This is a genomic window from Actinosynnema sp. NPDC020468, from assembly GCF_040642015.1.
Taxonomy (GTDB): Bacteria; Actinomycetota; Actinomycetes; order Mycobacteriales; family Pseudonocardiaceae; genus Actinosynnema.
Map to the genome: position 1 here is coordinate 27939 of NZ_JBFAEO010000034.1, position 19976 is coordinate 47914.

16 protein-coding genes are annotated in these 19976 nt (G+C 75.1%); 12 read left to right on the forward strand and 4 right to left on the reverse strand.

Annotated elements, in window-relative coordinates:
• Positions 1-4 precede the first annotated feature (4 nt).
• The 3 genes from AB0G50_RS23420 to AB0G50_RS23430 form a co-directional block, all read right to left on the reverse strand.
• Positions 5-1627, reverse strand: a complete 1623-nt coding sequence (locus AB0G50_RS23420; protein WP_360112138.1) for an acyl-CoA dehydrogenase family protein — start codon at positions 1625-1627, stop codon at positions 5-7.
• Complete coding sequence (locus tag AB0G50_RS23425; RefSeq protein WP_360112140.1) at positions 1624-3246, reverse strand: acyl-CoA dehydrogenase family protein; 1623 nt, start codon at positions 3244-3246, stop codon at positions 1624-1626. The genes AB0G50_RS23420 and AB0G50_RS23425 overlap by 4 nt, the downstream gene beginning before the upstream one ends.
• Positions 3247-3559: 313 nt before the next feature.
• Positions 3560-5230 (reverse strand): fatty acyl-AMP ligase, encoded by a 1671-nt coding sequence (locus AB0G50_RS23430; RefSeq protein ID WP_360112142.1) that lies wholly within the window; start codon positions 5228-5230, stop codon positions 3560-3562.
• A gap of 328 nt (positions 5231-5558) precedes the next feature.
• Between AB0G50_RS23430 and AB0G50_RS23435 the strand changes: the two genes are divergently transcribed.
• The 12 genes from AB0G50_RS23435 (at position 5559) to AB0G50_RS23490 (ending at position 18244) form a co-directional block, all read left to right on the forward strand.
• Positions 5559-6512: an ATP-binding cassette domain-containing protein gene (locus tag AB0G50_RS23435; RefSeq protein WP_360112144.1), complete on the forward strand. Its 954-nt coding sequence runs from the start codon at positions 5559-5561 to the stop codon at positions 6510-6512.
• Entirely contained in the window at positions 6509-7309 is an 801-nt protein-coding gene (locus AB0G50_RS23440; protein WP_360112146.1) for an ABC transporter permease, read from the forward strand. The genes AB0G50_RS23435 and AB0G50_RS23440 overlap by 4 nt, the downstream gene beginning before the upstream one ends.
• A 22-nt stretch (positions 7310-7331) precedes the next feature.
• Complete coding sequence (locus AB0G50_RS23445; protein WP_360112148.1) at positions 7332-8021, forward strand: alpha/beta fold hydrolase; 690 nt, start codon at positions 7332-7334, stop codon at positions 8019-8021.
• Positions 8021-8845 carry an SDR family oxidoreductase gene (locus tag AB0G50_RS23450; RefSeq protein ID WP_360112150.1) on the forward strand — a complete coding sequence of 275 codons (825 nt, stop codon included), beginning with the start codon at positions 8021-8023 and terminating at the stop codon, positions 8843-8845. Before AB0G50_RS23445 ends, AB0G50_RS23450 begins: the two co-directional genes overlap by 1 nt.
• A complete protein-coding gene (locus AB0G50_RS23455) occupies positions 8842-11232 on the forward strand; it encodes a non-ribosomal peptide synthetase (RefSeq protein ID WP_360112152.1) in 2391 nt (796 codons plus the stop codon). Before AB0G50_RS23450 ends, AB0G50_RS23455 begins: the two co-directional genes overlap by 4 nt.
• 127 nt (positions 11233-11359) lie before the next feature.
• Positions 11360-12991, forward strand: a complete 1632-nt coding sequence (locus AB0G50_RS23460) for a hypothetical protein (RefSeq protein WP_360112154.1) — start codon at positions 11360-11362, stop codon at positions 12989-12991.
• A 317-nt stretch (positions 12992-13308) separates the two neighbouring features.
• The gene (locus tag AB0G50_RS23465; RefSeq protein ID WP_360112156.1) at positions 13309-14631 is read left to right on the forward strand and encodes a sodium:proton exchanger; all 1323 of its coding nucleotides are present in this window, start codon (positions 13309-13311) and stop codon (positions 14629-14631) included.
• 44 nt (positions 14632-14675) lie between these two features.
• Entirely contained in the window at positions 14676-15344 is a 669-nt protein-coding gene (locus tag AB0G50_RS23470; RefSeq protein ID WP_360112158.1) for an ArsR family transcriptional regulator, read from the forward strand.
• Complete coding sequence (locus AB0G50_RS23475; protein WP_360112160.1) at positions 15341-16006, forward strand: MIP/aquaporin family protein; 666 nt, start codon at positions 15341-15343, stop codon at positions 16004-16006. The genes AB0G50_RS23470 and AB0G50_RS23475 overlap by 4 nt, the downstream gene beginning before the upstream one ends.
• Positions 16003-16404 (forward strand): arsenate reductase ArsC, encoded by a 402-nt coding sequence (locus AB0G50_RS23480; RefSeq protein ID WP_360112162.1) that lies wholly within the window; start codon positions 16003-16005, stop codon positions 16402-16404. The genes AB0G50_RS23475 and AB0G50_RS23480 overlap by 4 nt, the downstream gene beginning before the upstream one ends.
• Positions 16405-16489: 85 nt before the next feature.
• Positions 16490-17245: an NYN domain-containing protein gene (locus AB0G50_RS23485; protein WP_360112164.1), complete on the forward strand. Its 756-nt coding sequence runs from the start codon at positions 16490-16492 to the stop codon at positions 17243-17245.
• 9 nt (positions 17246-17254) lie between these two features.
• A complete protein-coding gene (locus AB0G50_RS23490; RefSeq protein WP_360112166.1) occupies positions 17255-18244 on the forward strand; it encodes an ADP-ribosylglycohydrolase family protein in 990 nt (329 codons plus the stop codon).
• A gap of 110 nt (positions 18245-18354) precedes the next feature.
• On the opposite strand, the gene AB0G50_RS23495 is transcribed toward AB0G50_RS23490, so the two are convergent.
• Positions 18355-19824, reverse strand: coding sequence for an amidohydrolase family protein (locus tag AB0G50_RS23495; RefSeq protein ID WP_360112168.1), 1470 nt, complete (start codon positions 19822-19824; stop codon positions 18355-18357).
• Positions 19825-19976: the final 152 nt, after the last annotated feature.

A 19976-nucleotide genomic window follows, 5' to 3' on the forward strand; every position in this document is an offset into this window, starting at 1 on the left:
CGGGCTACTCCTCGCGGCTGTCGGGTCGGGCGGTGGGGGTGCGCGCGGTGAGCCCGAAGGACCGGCCGGCGCGGTGGCGTTCGAGCAGCTCCCCGAGCACCGCCTCCGCGAGCGGTTCCGGCAGCGGCACGCGGGGGTGGTCGGACCGGTGCAGCGCGGCGCGCGACCACGCCGGGTCGGCGAGGAAACCCCGGGCCGGGTGGTCGAGGTGGGCGCGCCGCCACGTGGTGCGGGCGAGCAGGCGGACGTAGCGGGTGGTCAGGTCGTAGTGCGCCGGTGTCGCGGTGACGCCCAGGTCGGCCGGGCGCAGTGACGCGCAGCTCGCGGCGAGGTCGGCCAGGTCGGGCCGGTCCTCGTCCGCGACGGCGGCGGCGAGCGGGTCCCGCCCGCCCGCGTGCAGGGTGAACCGGTCGAACGCGGCCGGCGGCAGGTCGCCGTCCAGGGTGAACAGGCCGTCGGGTACCGGGGTCGGCGTGGTCCAGCCGCGGGCGGCCAGCCGGGGCAGTTGCGGGAGCAGGGTGGACTGGCAGGCCGCGCGGGCGACGTGGCCGAAGCCGACCGGCGCGAGGTCGCGCAGCAGCTTCTGGAACAGGCCGCTCGGGCCGCCGCGCAGGTAGAAGTGGGCGCCGAGCAGGTCGGCGAGCCGGTCGACCGCGTCCAGCAGCAGTCGTGGCACGGCGATCTTCACCGCGGCCGAGTACAGGCCGGCCGAGCCGGGCGCGAGGTGCAGCGCGCGCAGCGCGACGGCGGCGAACACCTCGGCGCGCAGCAGGTCGGTGAACACCCCGGCCAGCACCGACCGCACGTGCGGCAGGTCCAGCGCGGTGCCGCCGTAGAGCCGGCGGGTGGACAGGTGGTCGACGGCGATCCGCAGCGCGGTGTCCAGCACGCCGGTGGCCATCGCGGGCAGGGTGGCGCGGGTGACCTGGAACGCCTTGAGCGCGGTTTCCAGGCCGGTGCCGAGGCCGCCGAGCACGCTGTCCGCCGGCACCGGCACGTGGTCGAAGTCCAAGCCGCCCAACAGGACCCCGCGCATGCCGGTGGTGGCGTGCCGCGGCAGGTCGGTCGCGTCGCGCACGGTCGCTCGGTCGAGCAGCAACAGGGAGTGCGCGCGCGGACCCGGCCGCGGGTCGGTGCGGGCGAACACCACCAGCGCCTCGGCGCGGCCGATGTTGGCCACGACCTCCTTGCGGCCGTGCAGGAGCAGGCCGTCCGGGGTGGGCGTGGCGGCGCAGTCGACGGCGGCCAGGTCGTTGCCGTGCGCGGTTTCGTGGAAAGCGGCCGCGATCCGCCCGCCGGACAGCAGGGTGCGGGCGGCCGAGGCGGTCTGCCGCTCGTCGCCCGCGGTCCAGACCGCGGCGGCCGCGATGAACGACCCGACGCCGTACCCCAGTCCCAGCGCGGGATCGCGCCGGTAGACCGAGCGCAGCACCTCGACCAGGTGGTCGAACCGGTCCAGCCGACCGCCGTGCGCGACCGGCACGAACTCGGCCCCGAGCCCGTACTCGGCCAGGATCCGCTCGCCCTCGGGCCACGGCTCGGCGCGCTCGTCGGCGTCCAGGACCGCGGCGTCCGGCGGTGCGCCGAGCAGGCGCGCCAGCGCGTCGGCCCGGGCCGGCGCGGTCACCGGGTCACGTCCGACAGCGCGCCCGGGTGGTCGAGGACGGCGCGGGCCAGCGCGTCGGACACCGCGTCGTCGGGGCGGTCGAGCAGGTGGGCCAGGCAGCCGCGGACCCAGCGCGCGTCCGTCCACAGTGGACCATCGGCGTGGTCGACGTGGGCCAGCCAGCGGTGCAGGCACGCGGCGGCGGCGAACAGGTTCTCGTAGCGCTCGGCGAGGCGGTAGGCGGCGGCGGGGAGCCCGCCGACGGTCGGGGTGAAGGCGATCGCCTCGTCGCGCACGGCGTCGGCCTCGGCGAGCAGGGGGCCGGTCAGCGCGAGCAGACCCTCCGGGGCGAGCGGGTGGGCGCGGACCCGGTCGACCGCGTCCGGCAGGCTCTGCACGACGGCGCACCCGGTGGCGGACACCAGGGTCAGCCGGTCGCGGTCGAACGGCGGCAGGTCGCCCGCGACGGCGGCGCGCACCCCGTCGGCGTCGTACCGGCGGCGGGCGAGCAGCCGGCCGAGCCGGGGCAGCTGGGTGAGCAGGAGGGTCCGGTTCACCACCGTGCTGCCGTCGAAGATCCCGACCACCCGGTGGTCGCGCTCCACCTTCGCGAAACCGTCGGGCTCGACCAGGAAACCGCGCGACCCGAGGAGTTCGGCCAGCAGGCCCAGCGCGTCCTGCACGGTGGTCGGCACGAACGCCTTGGCCACCGCCGAGACGACGCCGAGTTCGTCGGGCGAGGCGTGCACCGACCGGGTCGCGACCAGCGCCACCGCCTCGGCCGCGAGCACCCGCGCGACAACCCGGCCCAGGGTGCGACGGGCGTGCGGCAGGTCGGCGAGGGTGCGGCCGTAGAGCCGTCGACCCGCCACGAACCGCACGGCCAGCCGGAGCGCGTGGTCGGCCGCGCCCAGTGACAGCGAGGTGCAGGCGATCCTGGTGATCTGCAAGGCTTTCAGCACCACCGCGACCCCGTCGCCCGCCCCGCCGACCAGCGCCTCCGGCCCCACGACCGCGTCGCGCAGCGCGAACCCGCTGATGTCCGCGCCCCGGATGCCGTGCGTCCGCGCCTTGGGCAGGCACCGCCACGCGCCGTCGGCCAGCCCCGCCCGGTCGACCAGGAACACCCCGAACCCGCGTCCGCCGCCCGCCGGGTCGGTCCGGGCGAGCACGGTCGCGAGGTCGCCCCGGGTACCGTTGTTGATCGGCCACTTCTCGCCGTCGAGGGACCACCCGCGCCCGACCGGCGTCGCGGTCACCTCACCGGCGAGCAGGTCCGCGCCGTGCTCGGGTTCGCTCAGCGCCAAGCACACCGACGCGCCGCCGCGCACCCGCTCGGCCAAGCCGTCGACCTGCGCGGCGGAGCCCGCCACCCACACCGGCGCGGAACCGAGGAACGTCTTGCCGTGCGCGATGGCGACCGTGAGGTCCCGCCGTGCCACGGCGCGCAGCACCGCGGCCGAGCGGGGGAAGTCGCAGTCCGGCCCGAGCACGTAGTGCGCCGCCACCCCGAGCGCGTCCAACGCCTCGACCGCGCCGACCGGGAACTCCTCGCGCTCGTCGGCCTCGGCGAGCACCTCGGGCGACCACGCGCCGGGGTCGTCCTCGAACGCGCGCTCCACCGCGGCCAGGCTGATCATCACGCCACCACCGCGCCCGACGACGCGGGAAGGGACGCCATGGCGACACCGCTGCCCACGCGCCGCCGAGGCGGCGTCGACCGGGCGATCATCCCGGGAACGACCGGCAGCGCAACCGCTCCGGCACCGCACCTGTTCCACCGCCGAGGCGACGCCGGCGAAGCGATCTTCTCGACACCGCAAAGCAACGCGGCCAACCGGACGCCGCCGCCCGCCCGCCGCCGAGGCGGCATCGGCGAAGCGATCATCGCGGCACCGCTCGGTAACGCGGGCACCGTGCTCTCGGAACTCCCCGCCGGCACGGCGGAGGCCGTCATCTCGGCACCGCCGCGCTGTGCAGCAGGGTGTCCAACTCGTCGGCGAGGTACCCGGCCCTGGTCGCGGCGCGCTCGACCTTGCCGCTGGTGGTGCGAAGGACCGCGCCCGGCCGGACCAGTGCGACCACGCCCGCGACCACGCCGAACTCGCGCGAGACGGTGTGCCTGATGCCGGCCGCCACGGCGGCGAACCGCTCGGCGCCCCAGTGGCCGCGGATCTCGTGCACCACGACCAGGTCCGCCACCCCGTCCACCGCGAACACCGCGCCGTGCAGTCCGGCCAGCTCCGGGTGCGCCTCGCGCAGTTCGTCCTCCACGTCCTGCGGGTGCAGCGTGCGACCGCGCAGCACCAGGACGTCCTTGCGCCGCCCCGTGACGAACAGGTCGCCGTCGAGCACACCGCCCAGGTCGCCGGTGCGCAGGTACGGCCCGCGGCCGTCGACCGTGTGCGCGCCGAACACCGCGGCCGTGGCGACCTCGTCCCGCCAGTAGCCGGCCGCGACACCCGGTCCGCGCAGCCAGATCTCGCCGATCCGGCCGGGTTCGCGCTCCGCGCCGGAGGTCGGGTCGACGATCAGCAGCTCGCCGGACCGCCGCGCGCCGCACCCCACCAGCTCGCGGGACCCGTCGGCCGGGCGCAGCTCGCCGCGTTCCAGGGCCGCGGGGTCGAACGGGACGCGGCGCGGTGGGCGGCCGGGGGTGCAGGTCGCCATCAGGGTCGCCTCGGCCAGGCCGTAGGAGGGCACCATCGCCTCCGCGCGGAACCCGGCGGGGGCGAAGCGGGCGGTGAACCGCTCGACGGTCGACGCGCGCACCGGCTCGGCGCCGTTCACCACGCCGCGGACGCGGGACAGGTCGAGGTCGGTGAGCTGCTCGTCGGTGACCCGGCGCGCGCACAGGTCGAAGCCGAAGTCCGGTGACGCGCTCGCGTGCAGGTCGTACCGGTCGAGCAGGCGCAGCCACCGGTGCGGCCGGCGCAGGAACGCCACCGGGCTCAGCTGGACGTACCCCGCGCCGCGCAGGATCCCGGGCAGCAGCAGCCCGATCAGGCCCATGTCGTGGTGCAACGGGATCCAGCCGCCGAACCGGTCGTGCCGGCCCATCCCGTGCGCCGCCACGATGGCGTCCACATTGGACAGCAGGTTCGCCTGCGTCACCACCACGCCCTTGGGCCGCCCGGTGGAGCCGGAGGTGTACTGGAGCAGCGCGGGCACGTCCGCGAGGCGGTCCGAGCCGGGTTCGGGACCGGGGCCGTCGACCTCGTGCCGCGGCGCCGACACCCCCTCCTCGGCCGCCCACGCCGCGACGGCGGGTCCGGTGGCCACGTCGGTCAGCAGCGCCCGGACACCGGCGTCCCGGGCGATGCCGGTGACCCGGCGGCGCTCGTGCCGGAACCGGCCGGGCGGCGGCACGGGCACCGCGACGACACCGGCGCGCAGGCAGCCGAGGAACGCCGTGGCGAACTCCGGCGCGGTCGGGCAGAGCACCAGCGCGCGGTCGCCCGGCGCGAGCCGTCCACGCAGCCACGCGGCGGTGCGCGCGGACCGGAGGTCGAGTTCCGGATAGCTCAGGGAAACATCGGTCGGCGAATCGTCCGAGTCGGTCGTGAACGTTACGGCCGGATTGACCGGAACTTCGGAAAGGCGTTCCCGGAAAACAGTCCACAAAGCACTTTCAAGGGCCGCGGCAACCACGGTTCGATCACCTCCCTGCCGACTCGGACGGTACCTCCACGAGTAGCGCACAACGAGGGTGACGCAGATCACATATTCGCCTTCGGTGAGCCACGGGAACTGGCTTGCGCACGTTCTACGAGCACATTCACCGAGGAAATCGGGCATCCGGGACACCACCGGCCCCTGCCCTCCCGCTGCTACATTGCCGGTGGTCAGCGGCTTGCGCCGACCGGAGGACGGGCGAAGCGGACGCCAGGCGTCAGGACTGAAAACTTCGGGTGAACGTCCTCGGGGAACCGGGCGAGTGACGGAGGCGGGCGTGGCGGAACCGGTGGTCGTCGTCCGCGAATTGCGCAAGGCGTTCGCCGGAATCACGGCGCTGAACGGAGTAGACCTGGAGATCGAACGGGGTCGGGTGTGTGCGCTGCTCGGCCCGAACGGAGCCGGTAAGACCACGTTGGTGCGGATTCTCACCACGTTGCTCCGACCGGATTCGGGCAGCGTCCGGGTGGCCGGGTGGAATGTGCTCGAAGAGCCCGGCGAAGTGCGCGCCGCGGTCGGTCTGACCGGACAGAACTCGATGGTCGACGGCCTGCTCACCGGCCGGGAGAACCTGCTGCTCGTCGCCCGGCTCCGGGGCGCCGGCCGGCGCGAGGCCCGGATCGTCGCCGACGACCTGCTGGACCGGTTCCGGCTCACCGACGCGGCGCGCCGACCGGCGGGCGGCTACTCCGGTGGCATGCGCCGCCGGCTCGACCTGGCGGCGGCGCTCGTCGGCGGGCCGCGGCTGGTCGTGCTGGACGAGCCGACCACCGGGCTGGACCCGGAGAGCCGTCTCGACACCTGGGACGCGGTCGCCGACCTGACCGCGCGCGGCACCACGGTGCTGCTGACGACCCAGTACCTGGAGGAGGCCGACCGGCTCGCCGACCGGATCACCGTGGTGGACCGGGGAGAGGTCGTCGCGACCGGCACCGCGGACGAGTTGAAGGCCGCCGCCGGGACGAGCCGGGTGGTGCTCTGCGTCGCCGAGGACCACCACGTGGAGCCCGCGACCCGGGCCGCGGCGTCGGCGACGGGTGCGGAACCCCGAGTCGACCGGCGGGCCCGGCGGGTCGAGGTCGCGGTCACCGACGGGCAGGCGGCGGTGGGCCGGGTGCTGGCGAACCTCACCGCGGCGGGCGTGGAGGTGCTGGAGATCGGGTTGCGCCGGGCCACGCTGGACGACGTGTTCCTGGGGTTGACCGCCGGACCGCGCCGGAGGCCCGGATGACCGCGCCCGGCCGGGTGCTGCGCCAGAGCGCCGACCTGACCTGGCGCAACCTGCTGCACCTTCGCCGCACGCCGACCGCGCTCGCCTCCAGCCTGCTGGAGCCGGTGCTGTTCGCCGCGCTGATCGGCTACGTGTTCGGCGGCAGCCTCGGCGGACCGGCGTACCGGGAGTACCTGGTCGCCGGGCTGATGACGCAGGCGGTCGTGTTCACCGCGTCGTTCACCACCATCGGGTTGGCCCGCGACCTCCAGGAGGGCGTGGTCGACCGGTTCCGCGCGCTGCCGATCGCCCGGGTGTCGCTGCTGCTCGGTCGGACCACCTCGGACCTCACCACGTGCCTGGCGAGCGTCGCGGTCACGACGGTTTGCGGTCTGCTGCTGGGGTGGCGCCCGCACACCGGCGTGCTGCCGGTCCTCGCGGGTTACCTGCTGGTGCTGCTGTACGCGTTCACCGTGTCGTGGATCGGCGTGCTCGTCGCGCTGATCACGCCCAACGTGCAGGTGGCGGGCAGCCTCGGCCTGCTGTGGCTGTTCCCGGTCACGTTCGTGTCGTCGGGTTTCGTGTCCACCACCTCGCTGCCCGGCCCGCTCGCGTTCCTGGCCCGGTGGAACCCGGTCACCGCGCTCGCCAACGCCCTGCGCGCGTTGTTCGGCAACGCCGCGCCAGCCGGGTTCCCGCCGCAGCACGGCTGGACCGCCGAACACCCGGTGGCGCACGCGCTGCTGTGCGCGGCCGTGCTGCTGCCCGTGTTCGCCGTCCTGTCGACCTGGCGCTACCGGGTCCGGACCAGTCGATGAGCACCGCGAGGAGAGGACGAGGATGGACGTGACGTTGGTGTGCCTGCCGTTCGCCGGCGCGGGCGCGTCGTTCTTCCGGCCGTGGAAGGGGTACGCGCGCGGCGCGCTCGACGTGCGACCGCTCCAGCTGCCCGGCCGGGAGGAGCTGATCGACGAGGAGCCGTTCACCGACGTGCCCACCGCGACCACCGCGTTGGCCGCCGACCTGCGCGGCGCGCTGGAGCCCGGCGCGCGGGTCGCGTTGTTCGGGCACAGCCTGGGCGCGGTGCTGGCCTACGAGCTGGCCCGGCGGCTCACCGCGGACCTCGAGGTGGTCGGGTTGTTCGTCAGCGGCTCGCCCGAGCCGCACCGGGGTCGGGAGCGGCGCGCGACCGGGTTGTCCGACGACGAGTTCCTGGCGCGGGTGGCGGAGTTCGCCGGGTACCGGCACGAGGCGTTGCGGGACCCCGAGATGCGCGAGATGGTGCTGCCCGCGTTGCGCGCGGACGTGCGGATGCACGAGGACTACGCGCCCGAGGGCGTCGAGCCGCTGGACGTGCCGATCACCGTGCTGCGCGGCGAGGACGACGAGTTGGTGAGCCCGGCCGACGCGGCGGGCTGGTCGGCGGTCGCGGGCGCGGGCGTCGAACTCGTGGAACTGCCCGGCGGGCACATGTACCTGACCGACACGGGGCCGGCGCTGGTGCGGCTGATCGCGTCGACGGTGCTGTGATGCGCTTGCGGGACAAGGTGGTGCTGGTGACCGGCGCGGCGCGCGGGCTCGGCCGGGTGACCGCGGTGGCGTGCGCGGAGCAGGGTGCGGACCTGGTGCTGCTGGACGTGTGCGCGGACGTGCCCGGTGTGCCGTACCCGCTCGGCACGCCCGGTCAGCTCGAGCACACCGCGGCGCTGTGCCGGGAGACCGGCGCGGCCGTGCTGACGGCGGTGGCGGACGTGCGGGACGAAGGGTCGGTGCGCGCCGCGGTGGCCCTCGCCGAGGAGCGGTTCGGCCGGGTCGACGTGGCGGTCAACAACGCGGGCATCGCCGCGCCGTCCGGGAAACCCGTGCACGGCATCGACGAGGACGAGTGGTCGCTGATGCTCGACGTGGACCTGTCCGGCGCGTGGCGGGTGATCCGCGCGGTCGGCGGCGCGATGTGCGCGCGGCGGTCGGGCAGCATCGTGAACATCTCCTCCACGGCGGGTCTGGTGGGGTACCGGCACTTCGCGGGCTACGTGGCCGCGAAGCACGGGCTCGTCGGGCTGACGAAGGCGGCCGCGCTGGACTTCGCGCCGATGAAGGTGCGGGTCAACGCGGTGTGCCCGGGTTCGGTGCGCGACGACCGGCTCACCGAGGGCCGGATGCTCGCCGAGATCGCCCGCTCGCTGGAGGTGCCGCACGAGGAGCACGAGGGCGCGTTCACCGAGGCCCAGCCGATGAACGCGCTCGTGGAACCCGCCGACGTGGCCGCGGCGGTGGTGTACCTGGCGGCCGACGAGTCCCGGCGGGTGACCGGGTCGGTGCTGACCGTGGACGGCGGGTTCAGCGCCCGATGAGGACGGAGGCCGCGATGCCGCAGCTGTGCCACACCCTGCTGATCCGGTCGCCGGAGGCCGTCGACGGGTGCTGGGTCGCCGACGTGCCGGCGGCGTCCGACGACCCCCGGGCGGAGCGGCGGCGCGCCGCCGAACTCGCGCACCCGACGGCGGACTTCCGGCGCGTGCTGCTGCGCTACGCCGACGGCGTGGTCGACCTCGTGGTCGTCGCGTCCCGGTCCCGGTACGACGCCGAGGCGTTGGCCCGGATCGCGGCCGGGCTTCCCGTGGTGCCGCGGGATCTCCCGCTCGGTGGACCGTGGTCCACTGTGGACTGGGGGCTGCCGGAGGGCGTCGGTTTCGGCGTGCACGTGGTGCCGGCGGTCGACCTCGGCTCGCGCGCGAGTTGGCGGCGGGCGTGGGAGACCACGCTGCGCCGCTACTCCCCCGACCTGCCGGACGGTGTCGGCGGGCTGCTGTGGACCGGGGTCGGGCTGCCGGGGAGCTACACGCCGTGCACCGCGCCGGTGTTCCCGTTGACGTTCTCGGTGTTCCGCGACGCCGACGGGGTCCGGCTGCGGTGCGACCACGCGCGGTCGCACGTGTCCGACGCCATCGCCGCGCAGATCACCCGGCACCTCGCGCGGGCGCACGAACGACCGGACTCCGACCCGTGGGACGCCGCCGAGCGGTCCCGGGTGCTCGCGCTCGGCCGCACGCCCGCGCCGGACACCCCGCCGGACACGGTGACCGGGGTGTTCGCCCGGGTCGTCGCGGCCCGGCCGGACGCCGTCGCGCTGACCGACGGGGACGAGTCGCTGACCTACGCGCAGCTCGACGCGCGGTCGACCGCGCTGGCCGCCGGGTTGCGGGCGCGCGGGGCGGTCGGCGGCGACCGGGTCGGGGTGTGCCTGCCGCGGTCGGCGGAGTTCGTGGTGACCGCGCTGGCCGTGCTGAAGGCGGGCGCGGTGTACGTGCCGCTGGACCCGGCCTACCCGGCCGAACGGCTGGCCTTCCTCGCCGCCGACGCCGGGCCGGCCGCGCTGGTGACCGCCGAGGACGGCGTGACACCGTTGTCCGGCACCGCTTCCTGGCCGCCACCCGCGCCGGACGACGCGGCGTACGTCATCTACACCTCGGGCTCGACGGGTCGGCCCAAGGGCGTCGTGGTGCCGCACCGCTGCGTGATCGCACTGCTGGACGCGACCCGCGACGAGTACGGGCTGGGCGGCGACGACGTGTGGACGTGGTTCCACTCGGGGTCCTTCGACTTCTCGGTGTGGGAGATCTGGGGGTGCCTGCTGACCGGCGGCCGGCTGGTCGTGGTGCCGCACGAGGTGTCCCGCGAACCCGAGCGGTTCCGGGATCTCCTGGTGTCACAACGGGTTTCGGTGCTGAGCCACACCCCGTCCGCGTTCACCCAGCTGCTCGACGTCGACCACTCCGGGGTGACCGCGCGGCTGGTCGTGTTCGGCGGTGAGCGGCTGGACGCGCGGCTGCTGCTGCCGTGGCTCGACCGGCACCCCGGGTCCCGCCCGGTCAACCTCTTCGGCATCACCGAGACGACCGTGCACGTGACCGCGCTGACCGTGACCCGGGCGCACGCCCTCGCGGCGACCCGCTCGGTCGGCCGACCGCTGCCCGGCTGGGAGGTGCGGGTGGTGGACGAGGCGGGCGAGCTCGTGCCACCGGGCGTGTCGGGCGAGCTCGTGGTGGGCGGAGTCGGTGTGGCGCAAGGGTACCTGCACCGGCCGGAGCTGACCGCCGAGCGGTTCCCGCACACCGACACCGGGGTGGTGTACCGCAGCGGCGACCGGGGTCGGCTGCGACCGGACGGCGAGGTGGAGCACTGGGGTCGGGTCGACGACCAGGTGAAGCTGCGCGGGTTCCGGATCGAGCCGGACGAGATCCGGGCCGTGCTGCTGGAGGACGACGCGGTGCGCGCCGCGGCCGTGGTGCTGCGCCAGGACGACCCGGACGACCCCGCCACCGCCCGGTTGGCCGCCTACGTGATGCCGGCGTCGTGCGACCCGCGCGCGATTCGGAACCGGCTGGTGACCGTCCTGCCCGAACACCTGGTGCCCGCCACCGTCACCGCGCTGGCCGAACTCCCGTTGACCCCCAACGGAAAGCTCGACCTCGCCCGCCTGCCCGCGCCGACCGCTCCGGCCGCGCCCGTCGAGGGCGACGACCTGGCGACCCGGCTGCGGTCCATCTGGTCCGGCGTGCTGGGCACGGCCGTCGACCTGGACGACGATTTCTTCGAGCTGGGCGGCAACTCGCTGGTCGCGGTGCGGATCGGCGCGGCGATGAAGGCCGCCGACCTGCCGCGCGTGCCGTTGCGCGAGCTGTACCGGAACCCGACGATCCGTCGACTTCTCGCCGCCCTGTCCACTCCGGCGTCCTGACGACGTCCAGTTGGAATTCGCGCTTTTGCTTGCGTCTCAATGGAATTCGGCCGTTTCGGGGGTCCCGCGACCGGCTCGGATGGTCGAGGGTGGAGGACATCCGCACGGCGAACCGAGGGGAGCGCGCATGCGCAGGCAGGTCGACGGACTGGTCATCGGGGTGCTCGCGCTGGGCGTCGGCGTGGTGGTGGCGCCCGCCGCGCACGCGCAGGAGCAGGTCCCCTGCGACACACCCGCCCTGGTCAAGGCGATCACGGCGGCGAACGCGGCCAAGGCGCGCGTGCGGCTGCTGCTCGCGCCGAAATGCGGGTATTCGCTCACCACACCCCTGGGCGCCAACGGGTTGCCCGTGATCACCGGCGACGTCGAGCTGGTCGGCCAGGGCACGACGATCGGGCGGGACCGCCGCGCGCCGCGGTTCCGGGTGCTCGAGGTGGCCGCCGGCGGAGCCCTCGGGTTGACCGGCCTCACGATCAGCGGCGGGCACACCCGCGACGCCGTCGAGCACGGCGGCAGCGGCGAGGACGGTGGCGGCGTCCTGAACGCGGGCACCCTCGTGCTCGACCGCGTCGAGGTGAGCGGCAACCGGGCCGGCTCCGGCGCGCCCGGTGCGCCCGGAAACCCCGGTGACACCGGGGAAACCGGCGGGTGGGGCGGCTCCGGCGGCGGGGTGGCCACCTCCGGCGAGGCCGTGCTGCGGGTGCGCCGGTCGGTGGTGCGCGGCAACTCCGCCGGCGACGGTGGACGCGGCGGCGACGGTGTCGGGGCGACCTCCTCCGGGCACGGCGCGGAGGGCGGGAACGGCGGCACCGGCGGTGTGGGCGGCGGGCTCGCGGTCACCGGCACCGTCGAGTTGGTGGACAGCGTCGTGCGGGACAACCACACCGGCGGGGGCGGCGCGGGCGGCAACGGTGCCCGAGGTGCCGACAAGCCGACCGGCGCGGGCGGTGACGGCGGTCAACCCGGCGCGGGCGGCGACGGCGGCGCGGGTGGCGGCGTGTTCAGCGCGGCCGCGCTGACCGCGACCCGCACCGGCGCTTTCGACAACACGACCGGCGCCGGTGGGCCGGCCGGGAACGGCGGTCGGGGCGGCGACGGCCTGACCGGCGGTGCGGGCGGACCCGAGGGCAACAAGTTCGTCCACACCGGCGGCAACGGCGGCGACGGCGGCGGGTGGGCGTTCGCCTCCACCCCGACCGCGCTGTCGGCGAGCGACGCGGGGCGCAACCGCACCGGTGCCGGCGGTCGGGGCGGACGCGGCGGCGACGGCGGCACGCCGAACGGGCAGGCGGGCAGCGGCGCGCCCGGTGGTGACGGCGGTCGGGGCGCCGGGCTCGCGCTGGTGAAGGGCGGTGGCGCGGAGGTCGTGACGGTGTCCGGCGGAACCCTGTCGGACAACACCACGGGCGACGGCGCGGCCGGCGCGGACAGCGGCAGGGGCAACGCCGACTACCTGACCTACGGCAACGGCGGCTCGGGCGGCGACGGCGGCAAGGGCGGCGGCGTCCACGTGGACAAGAAGCGCAGGCTGACCGTCGACGGCACCACGATCCGGCAGAACCGGACCGGCGCCGGGGCCACCGGTGGTCAGGTCCGCAGCGCCGGCGGCCGACCGGGGACCCCGGGTCTGCGCGGCAGGGGCGGCGGCGTCGGCGCGAGCTACTACATCGACACCCCGCCGTCGATCGTGCTGACCAACGCGCACGTCCTGGCGAACCAGCCCGACGACTGCTCGTTCCGCAGCACCCCGGACTGCTGAACCCCGACCGCGGTCTTCACCCGATCGAGGCCGAACCCGACCGCCGTCGCCCACGCGGGCGCCCGGACCCCGGTGCGACAGTGGTCCCGACCCGAACGGGAGGTGATCATCGTGACCCCGGCCCGGGCGACGCGGAACCCGACCACCGCCCACACGGCCGCCCGAACCCCGGCGCGACAGCGGTCCCGACCCGAACGGGAGGTGACCGCCGTGACCGCGGTCCGGGCGGTGTCGGCGGCCGCCGGCCGGTCCACCACCGGGCGAACGGGCGCCGGGTCGCGGATTGATCGCCCGGTTCGTCGGGAACACCCGATTCCATGACGACTCGCGCGTTCCCCGTCCGACTGCCGCTCACCGGCGCGGTGGCGCTGCCCGGCGTGCTGCTCGGCGCGGCCGACTACCTCGGGCTGCCCCACCCGGACCTGCCCGCGCCGGTCGCCGCCGCGGTGTTCGGGATCGCGATCGTCGCGGCGGCGTTCCTGCTGTCCTGGGCGGCCGAGGCGGCGCAGGTGGACGTCAGCGCGGGGCTCGCCATCGCGGTGCTGGCGATGGTCGCGGTGCTGCCGGAGTACGCGGTCGACCTGGTGTTCACCTTCGAGGCCGGTCAGGAGTACGCCGCCAAGGGCACGTGCGCGTCCGATCCCGGCCAACCCGACCCGTGCTCGCTGGCGCTCGCGAACATGACCGGCGCGAACCGGGTCCTGGTCGGCCTCGGCTGGCCACTGGTGGTGCTCGTCGCGGGCCTCGCGGTGCGCCGCCGCCGCGCGTCGAACCCGTCGAGCACGTCGAGCACGTCGGCCGGTGCGGGCCGGGTGACGCTGGCGCCGGTGATGTCCGCCGAGGTGGTGTTCCTGGGCGCGGCCACGCTGTACTCGCTCACCCTGCCGCTGCGGACGTCGCTGACGCTGGTGGACGCGGCGGTGTTCGCGGCCGTCTTCGTCGCGTACGTGTGGCGGCTGGCCAAGGCCCCGGTCGAGGAGCCGGACCTGCACGGCGTGTCGGCGTGGGTCGGCGGGCAGCGGCGGCGCGGGCGGGTGGTGCTCGGGCTGTTCGCGTTCGCCGGGCTGGTGATCCTGGCCAGTGCCGAGCACTTCGCGTCGAACCTGGTGGACACCGGGAGCAGCCTGGGAGTCGAGGAGTTCCTGCTGGTGCAGTGGGTCGCCCCGCTGGCCAGCGAGGCGCCCGAGCTGATCGTGGCCTGCCTGTACGCGGCCCGGCTGCGCGCCTCGGACGCCCTCGGCACGCTGCTGTCCAGCAAGGTCAACCAGTGGACGCTGCTGGTCGGCTCGCTGCCGGTGGTGTTCGCGCTGTCCGCCGGCACCTCCGCCGGGTTGCCGCTGGACGGCCACCAGCGGCTGGAGCTGCTGCTGACGGCCGCGCAGTCGCTGTTCGCGGTCAGCCTGCTGGCCGCGCTCGGGTTGTCCGCGCGGGCGGCGGTGGTGCTGTTCGCGCTGTTCGCGGCCCAGTTCACAGCGAGCGTGACGCTGTCCGCCGACGGCAACCGGATCGCGACCCTCGTGCTGTCGGGGGTGTACCTGGTGCTCGCGGTCGCCGGCCTGGCCCGCCGCCGGCACGAGGCGCTGCGCACGGCGCGGGACGGTTTCGCGACCCCGTTCGGCGAGTTGGCCGAACGCACCTGACCGCGGTTTGACTTCCGCGCAGTACCTCAACCATCATTGAGTCAATGTCTGTTGACCGGAATCCCGACCTGGTGGCCCGCGCCCGGCTGCACGCCGCCCTCGGCGAGCCCACGCGGCTGGCCCTGGTGGAACTGCTGCTGCTCGGCGACGCGTCACCGGGCGAGGTGGGCGAGGCGCTCGGGTTGGCCGGGAACCTGGTGGCGCACCACGTGAAAGCGCTGGAGCGGGTGGGCGTGGTCGAGCGGTCGCGATCGGAGGGCGACCACCGGCGCACCTACCTCAGGCTGCGCCCGGCCGGGCTCGCCGGGCTGGTGCCGACCGCGGCCCGGCACGCGCCGCGCGTGGTGTTCGTGTGCAGCCGGAACTCGGCCCGGTCGCAGTTGGCCGCCGCGCTGTGGAAGCGGCGCAGCCGGGTCCCGGCGGCGAGCGCGGGCACCGACCCGGCGCCGCGCGTGCACCCGCTGGCCGTGACCACCGCGCGGGCGCACGGGCTCTCGCTGGGCCGGGCGGGCACCAGCCGGGTGGCGGACGTGCTGGAGCCGGCCGACCTGGTCGTGGCGGTGTGCGACAGCGCCCACGAGGACCTGCCTCCCGGCGACCGCCTGCACTGGTCGGTGCCGGACCCCGCCGCGACCGGCACCCGCGCGGCCTTCGACCTCGCGTTCGCCGACCTGGCCGCCCGGGTCGACCGCCTCGCGCCCGCCGTGCGATGAGCCGCCGACTCCTGGCCGAGTTCCTGGGCGGCCTGCTGCTCGCGGCGGTGGTGATCGGCTCGGGCATCGCCGCGCAACGCCTCTCCCCCGGCGACGCCGGCCTGCGACTGCTGGAGAACGCCGTCGCGACCGGTGCCGGGCTGTACGCGATCATCCTGGTGTTCGGCCCGGTCAGCGGCGCGCACCTGAACCCGGTGGTGTCCCTTGTGGACGCCTGGTTCGGCGGAATCCCCTGGCGTGAGGCGTTTTCCTACGCGGCGGCGCAAACCTCCGGGTGCGTCGCGGGCGCGGTGGTGGCGAACGTGCTGTTCGAGCTGCCACCGGTCGGCCTCGCCACCACCGGGCGGGCCACCGTCGCGCACGGCCTGTCCGAGGTGGTGGCCACCGCCGGGCTGCTGCTGGTGGTCTTCGCGCTGACCAGGTCCGACCGGGCGGCGCTGGTGCCGGGCGCGGTGGCCGCGTACATCGGCTCGGCCTACTTCTTCACCAGCTCCACGAGCTTCGCCAACCCCGCGATCACCGTCGGCCGGCTGTTCAGCGACACCTTCGCCGGGTTGTCGCCGGCCTCGGCCCTGCTGTACGTGCCGGCGCAACTCCTCGGCGCGGCACTGGCCGTCGTGCTGATCCACGTCCTGCACCCCCGAACCCGGGAGCGACCATGACACCCGAAGTGCTGTTCGTCTGCGTGCACAACGCCGGACGCTCCCAGATGGCCGCGGCGCTGCTGCGGCACTACGCCCTCGGCCGGGTCGCGGTGCGCTCGGCCGGGTCGGAGCCCGCCGGGCAGGTCAACCCGGTGGCCGCGCGGGCGATGACCGAACTCGGGCTGGACATCACTGAGCAAGTACCGGTCCGACTGTCCACAGAGGACGTCGAGGCGGCGGAGGTGGTGATCACCATGGGTTGCGGCGACACCTGCCCGGTGTTCCCCGGCAAGCGCTACCTGGACTGGGACCTCGCCGACCCGGCCGGTCGCGACCTGGCGGCGGTGCGGGAGATCCGCGACGACGTCGACCGGCGGGTGCGAGCACTGCTCGCGGAACTGCTCGATCGGGACTGACGCACTCGCGGACCCGCCGTCCCGCCGCCTAGGCTCGGACGGGCCTCGCGCCACCTCCGGCCGGGGTACTGGAGGGGTGGAGACGATGGCTGGTGGCAGTGCCAAGCTCGCGGTGCTGATCGACGCGGACAACACCAGGCCCGGCATCGCGCAGGCGTTGCTGGCCGAGGTGGCGAAGTACGGCACGGCGCACGTGAAGCGCGCCTACGGGGACTGGACGGGGCAGAACCTCAAGGGGTGGAAGGAACAGCTGCTCGCGCGGTCGATCCAGCCCATCCAGCAGTTCGCCTACACCACCGGCAAGAACGCCACCGACGCCGCGATGGTCATCGACGCGATGGACCTGCTCTACACCGACCGGCTCGACGGGTTCTGCATCGTGTCCAGCGACAGCGACTTCACCCGGCTCGCCGCGCGGCTGCGCGAGTCCGGCCTGACCGTCTACGGCTTCGGCGAGCGCAAAACCCCCGCGCCGTTCGTGTCCGCCTGCGACAAGTTCGTCTACCTGGACAACCTCGCGCCCGTGCCGACCGAGGTGCACCCGCCGCAGCCCGCCACCCGGCCGCCGCTGGAGGAGCACGTCGGCCTGAACGACCTGCTGCGCGACGCGGTCGAGGCCGCGTCCGACGACGACGGCTGGGCGTCGCTCGCGCACGTCGGCCACATCATCACCAACCAGCACCCCGACTTCGACCCGCGCAGCTACGGGCACACCAAGCTGAGCAACCTGATCGAGGCCACCACCCGGTTCGACCTCGACCGGCGGCGCTCCGACGAGGGCAAGCCCGCGGTCGTCTTCGTCCGCGACCGCAAGCACCGCCCGACCGAGCCGACCGCCTAGGCTGTCCGGGTGACGCGAGCGAGCGGTGCGTTGATCGGGCTGGCCTGCGGTGACGCGCTGGGCGCGCCCACCGAGTTCCTGACCGTGGCGGAGATCGAGCGGCGCTGGGGTCCGGGCGGACCGGGCGACCTCGAGGGCGACCCGGCGTTGATCACCGACGACACCCAGATGACGCTGGCCGTGGCGCGGGCACTGGCCGAACTGCCGCCGGACGCGCCGGTCCCGGCCGTGGTGGACGCGCTGAGCAGGCACTTCATCACCTGGTGGGCCGCGCCGGACAACAACCGCGCGCCGGGCATGACCTGTCTGAACGCGTGCGAGCGGCTGGCCGCGGGCCTGCCGTGGCCGCAGGCGACCGGCGCGTCGTCCAAGGGCTGCGGCGCGAACATGCGCGTCCTGCCGGTCGGCCTCGTGCCGGGGTTGTCCGACGACCGCCGCGCGGGCCTCGCCCAACTCCAGTCCGCGATCACCCACGGCCACCCGACCGCGTTGGCGGCCAGCGAGCTGACCGCGTTCGCCGCGCTGTGGTTGGCCCGCGGCATGCGGCCGGGTGACCTGCTGGAGGCGTTGCGGGCGCGGTGCGCGGAGCAGCGGACCACCTACCGCGAGGAGTGGCTGGGCGAGCTGTGGGCGCGTCCGGGGGTGACCGACCCGGCGGAGTTCATCGCGCGGGGGTGGGACGAGTGCGCGCACGCGCTGGAGGTGGTGGCGACGGTGCCCGCCGACCGCGCCACCGACCCGTGCCTGGCGACCGGCGCGGGCTGGATCGCCGAGGAGGCCCTCGCGACCGCGCTGCACTGCTTCCTGCTGTTCCCGGACGAGCCGGTGGCCGCCGTGCGCCGAGCCGCGACCACGTCCGGCGACTCGGACTCCATCGCGTGCCTGGCGGGAGCGTTCGCCGGCGCCGCGCACGGCCTGTCCGCGTGGCCGCGGGATTGGGTCGACCGCGTGGAGCACTCCGCCGAGCTGCTCGCGTTCGGCCACGCCTGGGACGTCTAGCGCGGACCGGTCCTCCCGAACCCCGGCCACCTGCTTCAGGTGGCCGGGGTTCGGCGCGAGCGCGGCCACCGGCCCTCGGGTGGGAACAGCACCGCGAGTCCGGTGGTGGGTCAGGCGGGTTCGCCGCGCAGGGGGCGGCCCGGGTAGGCGTCCTGGCGCAGTTCGCGGTCGCGGATCACGAAGGTGCCGGCGACCAGGAGGTGGTGGACCCCCACCGAGGGGCGGGTCGGGTCCTGGTAGGTGGCGGTGTCGGAGACGGTGGTCGGGTCGAGGACGACGAGGTCGGCGTCCGCGCCCACGCCCAGGTGGCCCTTCGCCGTCGCGGCGGGCGCCACCTGGTCCAGGACCCGGGCCGGGAGGTACGCGCAGCGGCGGAACGCCTCGGGCCAGGTCCAGGTTCCCGTTTCGCGGACCATGCGGCGCAACGACTTCGCGAAGGTGCCGGCCGTGCGCGGGTGCGTGCGGCCGTGTGGGGGCAGGGGCCACTCGCGGCTGTCGTGGGAGCCGTCCGGCCACTCCAGGGGCATCGCGTCGCTCGCCACGATCGCGTCCGGGAACGCCAGGGAGCGGGTCAGGAGGGCCTCGTCGGCCGGGTTCGCCTCGTCCAGGAAGGACACGAGGCACAGGGCGCCCGGGTCGGTGGCGCGCAGGTGGCGCAGGCGGGCCTCGTCGGCGACGCGTTCGCCGGTGCCGACCATGACGATGTCGGTCGGGCCGATCCCGGACGCGGGCAGGAGTTCGGGTTCCAGGAAGAACGCGCCGACGCCCGTGCTGCCCGCGCCGTACGGGTAGCACTCGACGCTGACCCGCACACCGTCCTCACGGGACTTCGCGAGCATGCCGAGCACCCGGTCCACGTGCCGCAGCGACGTGCTGTTCACGTGGCAGTGGTGCATCGCGGCGCCGGTTTCCGCCGCGGCGCGGACCAGTTCGGCCGAACCGTCGATCGGGGTGGCCGGGTTCGCCTCGACCAGCTGCCGCACGTGGGTGTACATCGGGGAGTTCGCGCGCGCCGACAGCGCGGCCATCGCGAGGAACTCGGCCGGGTCGGTGCGCGGCGCGTAGCCCAGCAACACGCCGATGCCCAGCGCGCCCGCGCCGATCTCCCGCTCCAGCAGGGCGAGCCAGGTGTCCAGCTCCCGCGGCGTGGACGAGCGTTGCCACCGCGGGTCGTCCAGCACCCGGAGCCCGGAGTAGAAGTCCGCGTCCGGCTCGACGCCGGCGAGCACCGCCGCCCGCGCCGCGCCCCAGGACGCGGAGAACCCGTAGTTCAGCGGACGCCCCTGCGCGGCGGCCTCGGCGTAGCCGCGTTCCACCGGCGTCAGCCCGGACTCGAGGTCCAGCGCGGTGGTCACCCCGTCGAACGCCTGCAACCGGTGACCGGCGACGCCGTGCACGTGGCTGTGCAGGTCGACGAACCCCGGGCCCACCACGAGCCCCGTCACGTCCACCACCGGCGCGTCCGGGTGGGACAGGTCCGGCCCGACGGCCGCCACCTTCCCGTCCCGCACGAGCACGTCCGCGACGGCGTCCAGACCCGTTCCCGGGTCGATCACCCGGCCTCCACGCAGCAGCACCATGGGCCGCAGTCCACCACGCGCGGCGCGGCCCCCGCCTCGTGCCATCCGACAAGGCCCGCCGGTCGGGTTGGTCGGAACCGATGAACCCCGGCGCCTCGTGCCGCGCTCCCAGTACGGCCGACGGATTTGGTGCGATCCCCCGATGCCGGACC

Coding starts and splice junctions, on each gene's coding strand:
- AB0G50_RS23425 (WP_360112140.1), bottom strand. CDS start 3,246: ATGATCAGCCTGGCCGCGGTGGAGCGCGCGTTCGAGGACGACCCCGGC.
- AB0G50_RS23440 (WP_360112146.1), top strand. CDS start 6,509: ATGACCGCGCCCGGCCGGGTGCTGCGCCAGAGCGCCGACCTGACCTGG.
- AB0G50_RS23445 (WP_360112148.1), top strand. CDS start 7,332: ATGGACGTGACGTTGGTGTGCCTGCCGTTCGCCGGCGCGGGCGCGTCG.
- AB0G50_RS23450 (WP_360112150.1), top strand. CDS start 8,021: ATGCGCTTGCGGGACAAGGTGGTGCTGGTGACCGGCGCGGCGCGCGGG.
- AB0G50_RS23455 (WP_360112152.1), top strand. CDS start 8,842: ATGAGGACGGAGGCCGCGATGCCGCAGCTGTGCCACACCCTGCTGATC.
- AB0G50_RS23460 (WP_360112154.1), top strand. CDS start 11,360: ATGCGCAGGCAGGTCGACGGACTGGTCATCGGGGTGCTCGCGCTGGGC.
- AB0G50_RS23465 (WP_360112156.1), top strand. CDS start 13,309: ATGACGACTCGCGCGTTCCCCGTCCGACTGCCGCTCACCGGCGCGGTG.
- AB0G50_RS23470 (WP_360112158.1), top strand. CDS start 14,676: ATGTCTGTTGACCGGAATCCCGACCTGGTGGCCCGCGCCCGGCTGCAC.
- AB0G50_RS23475 (WP_360112160.1), top strand. CDS start 15,341: ATGAGCCGCCGACTCCTGGCCGAGTTCCTGGGCGGCCTGCTGCTCGCG.
- AB0G50_RS23480 (WP_360112162.1), top strand. CDS start 16,003: ATGACACCCGAAGTGCTGTTCGTCTGCGTGCACAACGCCGGACGCTCC.
- AB0G50_RS23485 (WP_360112164.1), top strand. CDS start 16,490: ATGGCTGGTGGCAGTGCCAAGCTCGCGGTGCTGATCGACGCGGACAAC.
- AB0G50_RS23495 (WP_360112168.1), bottom strand. CDS start 19,824: ATGGTGCTGCTGCGTGGAGGCCGGGTGATCGACCCGGGAACGGGTCTG.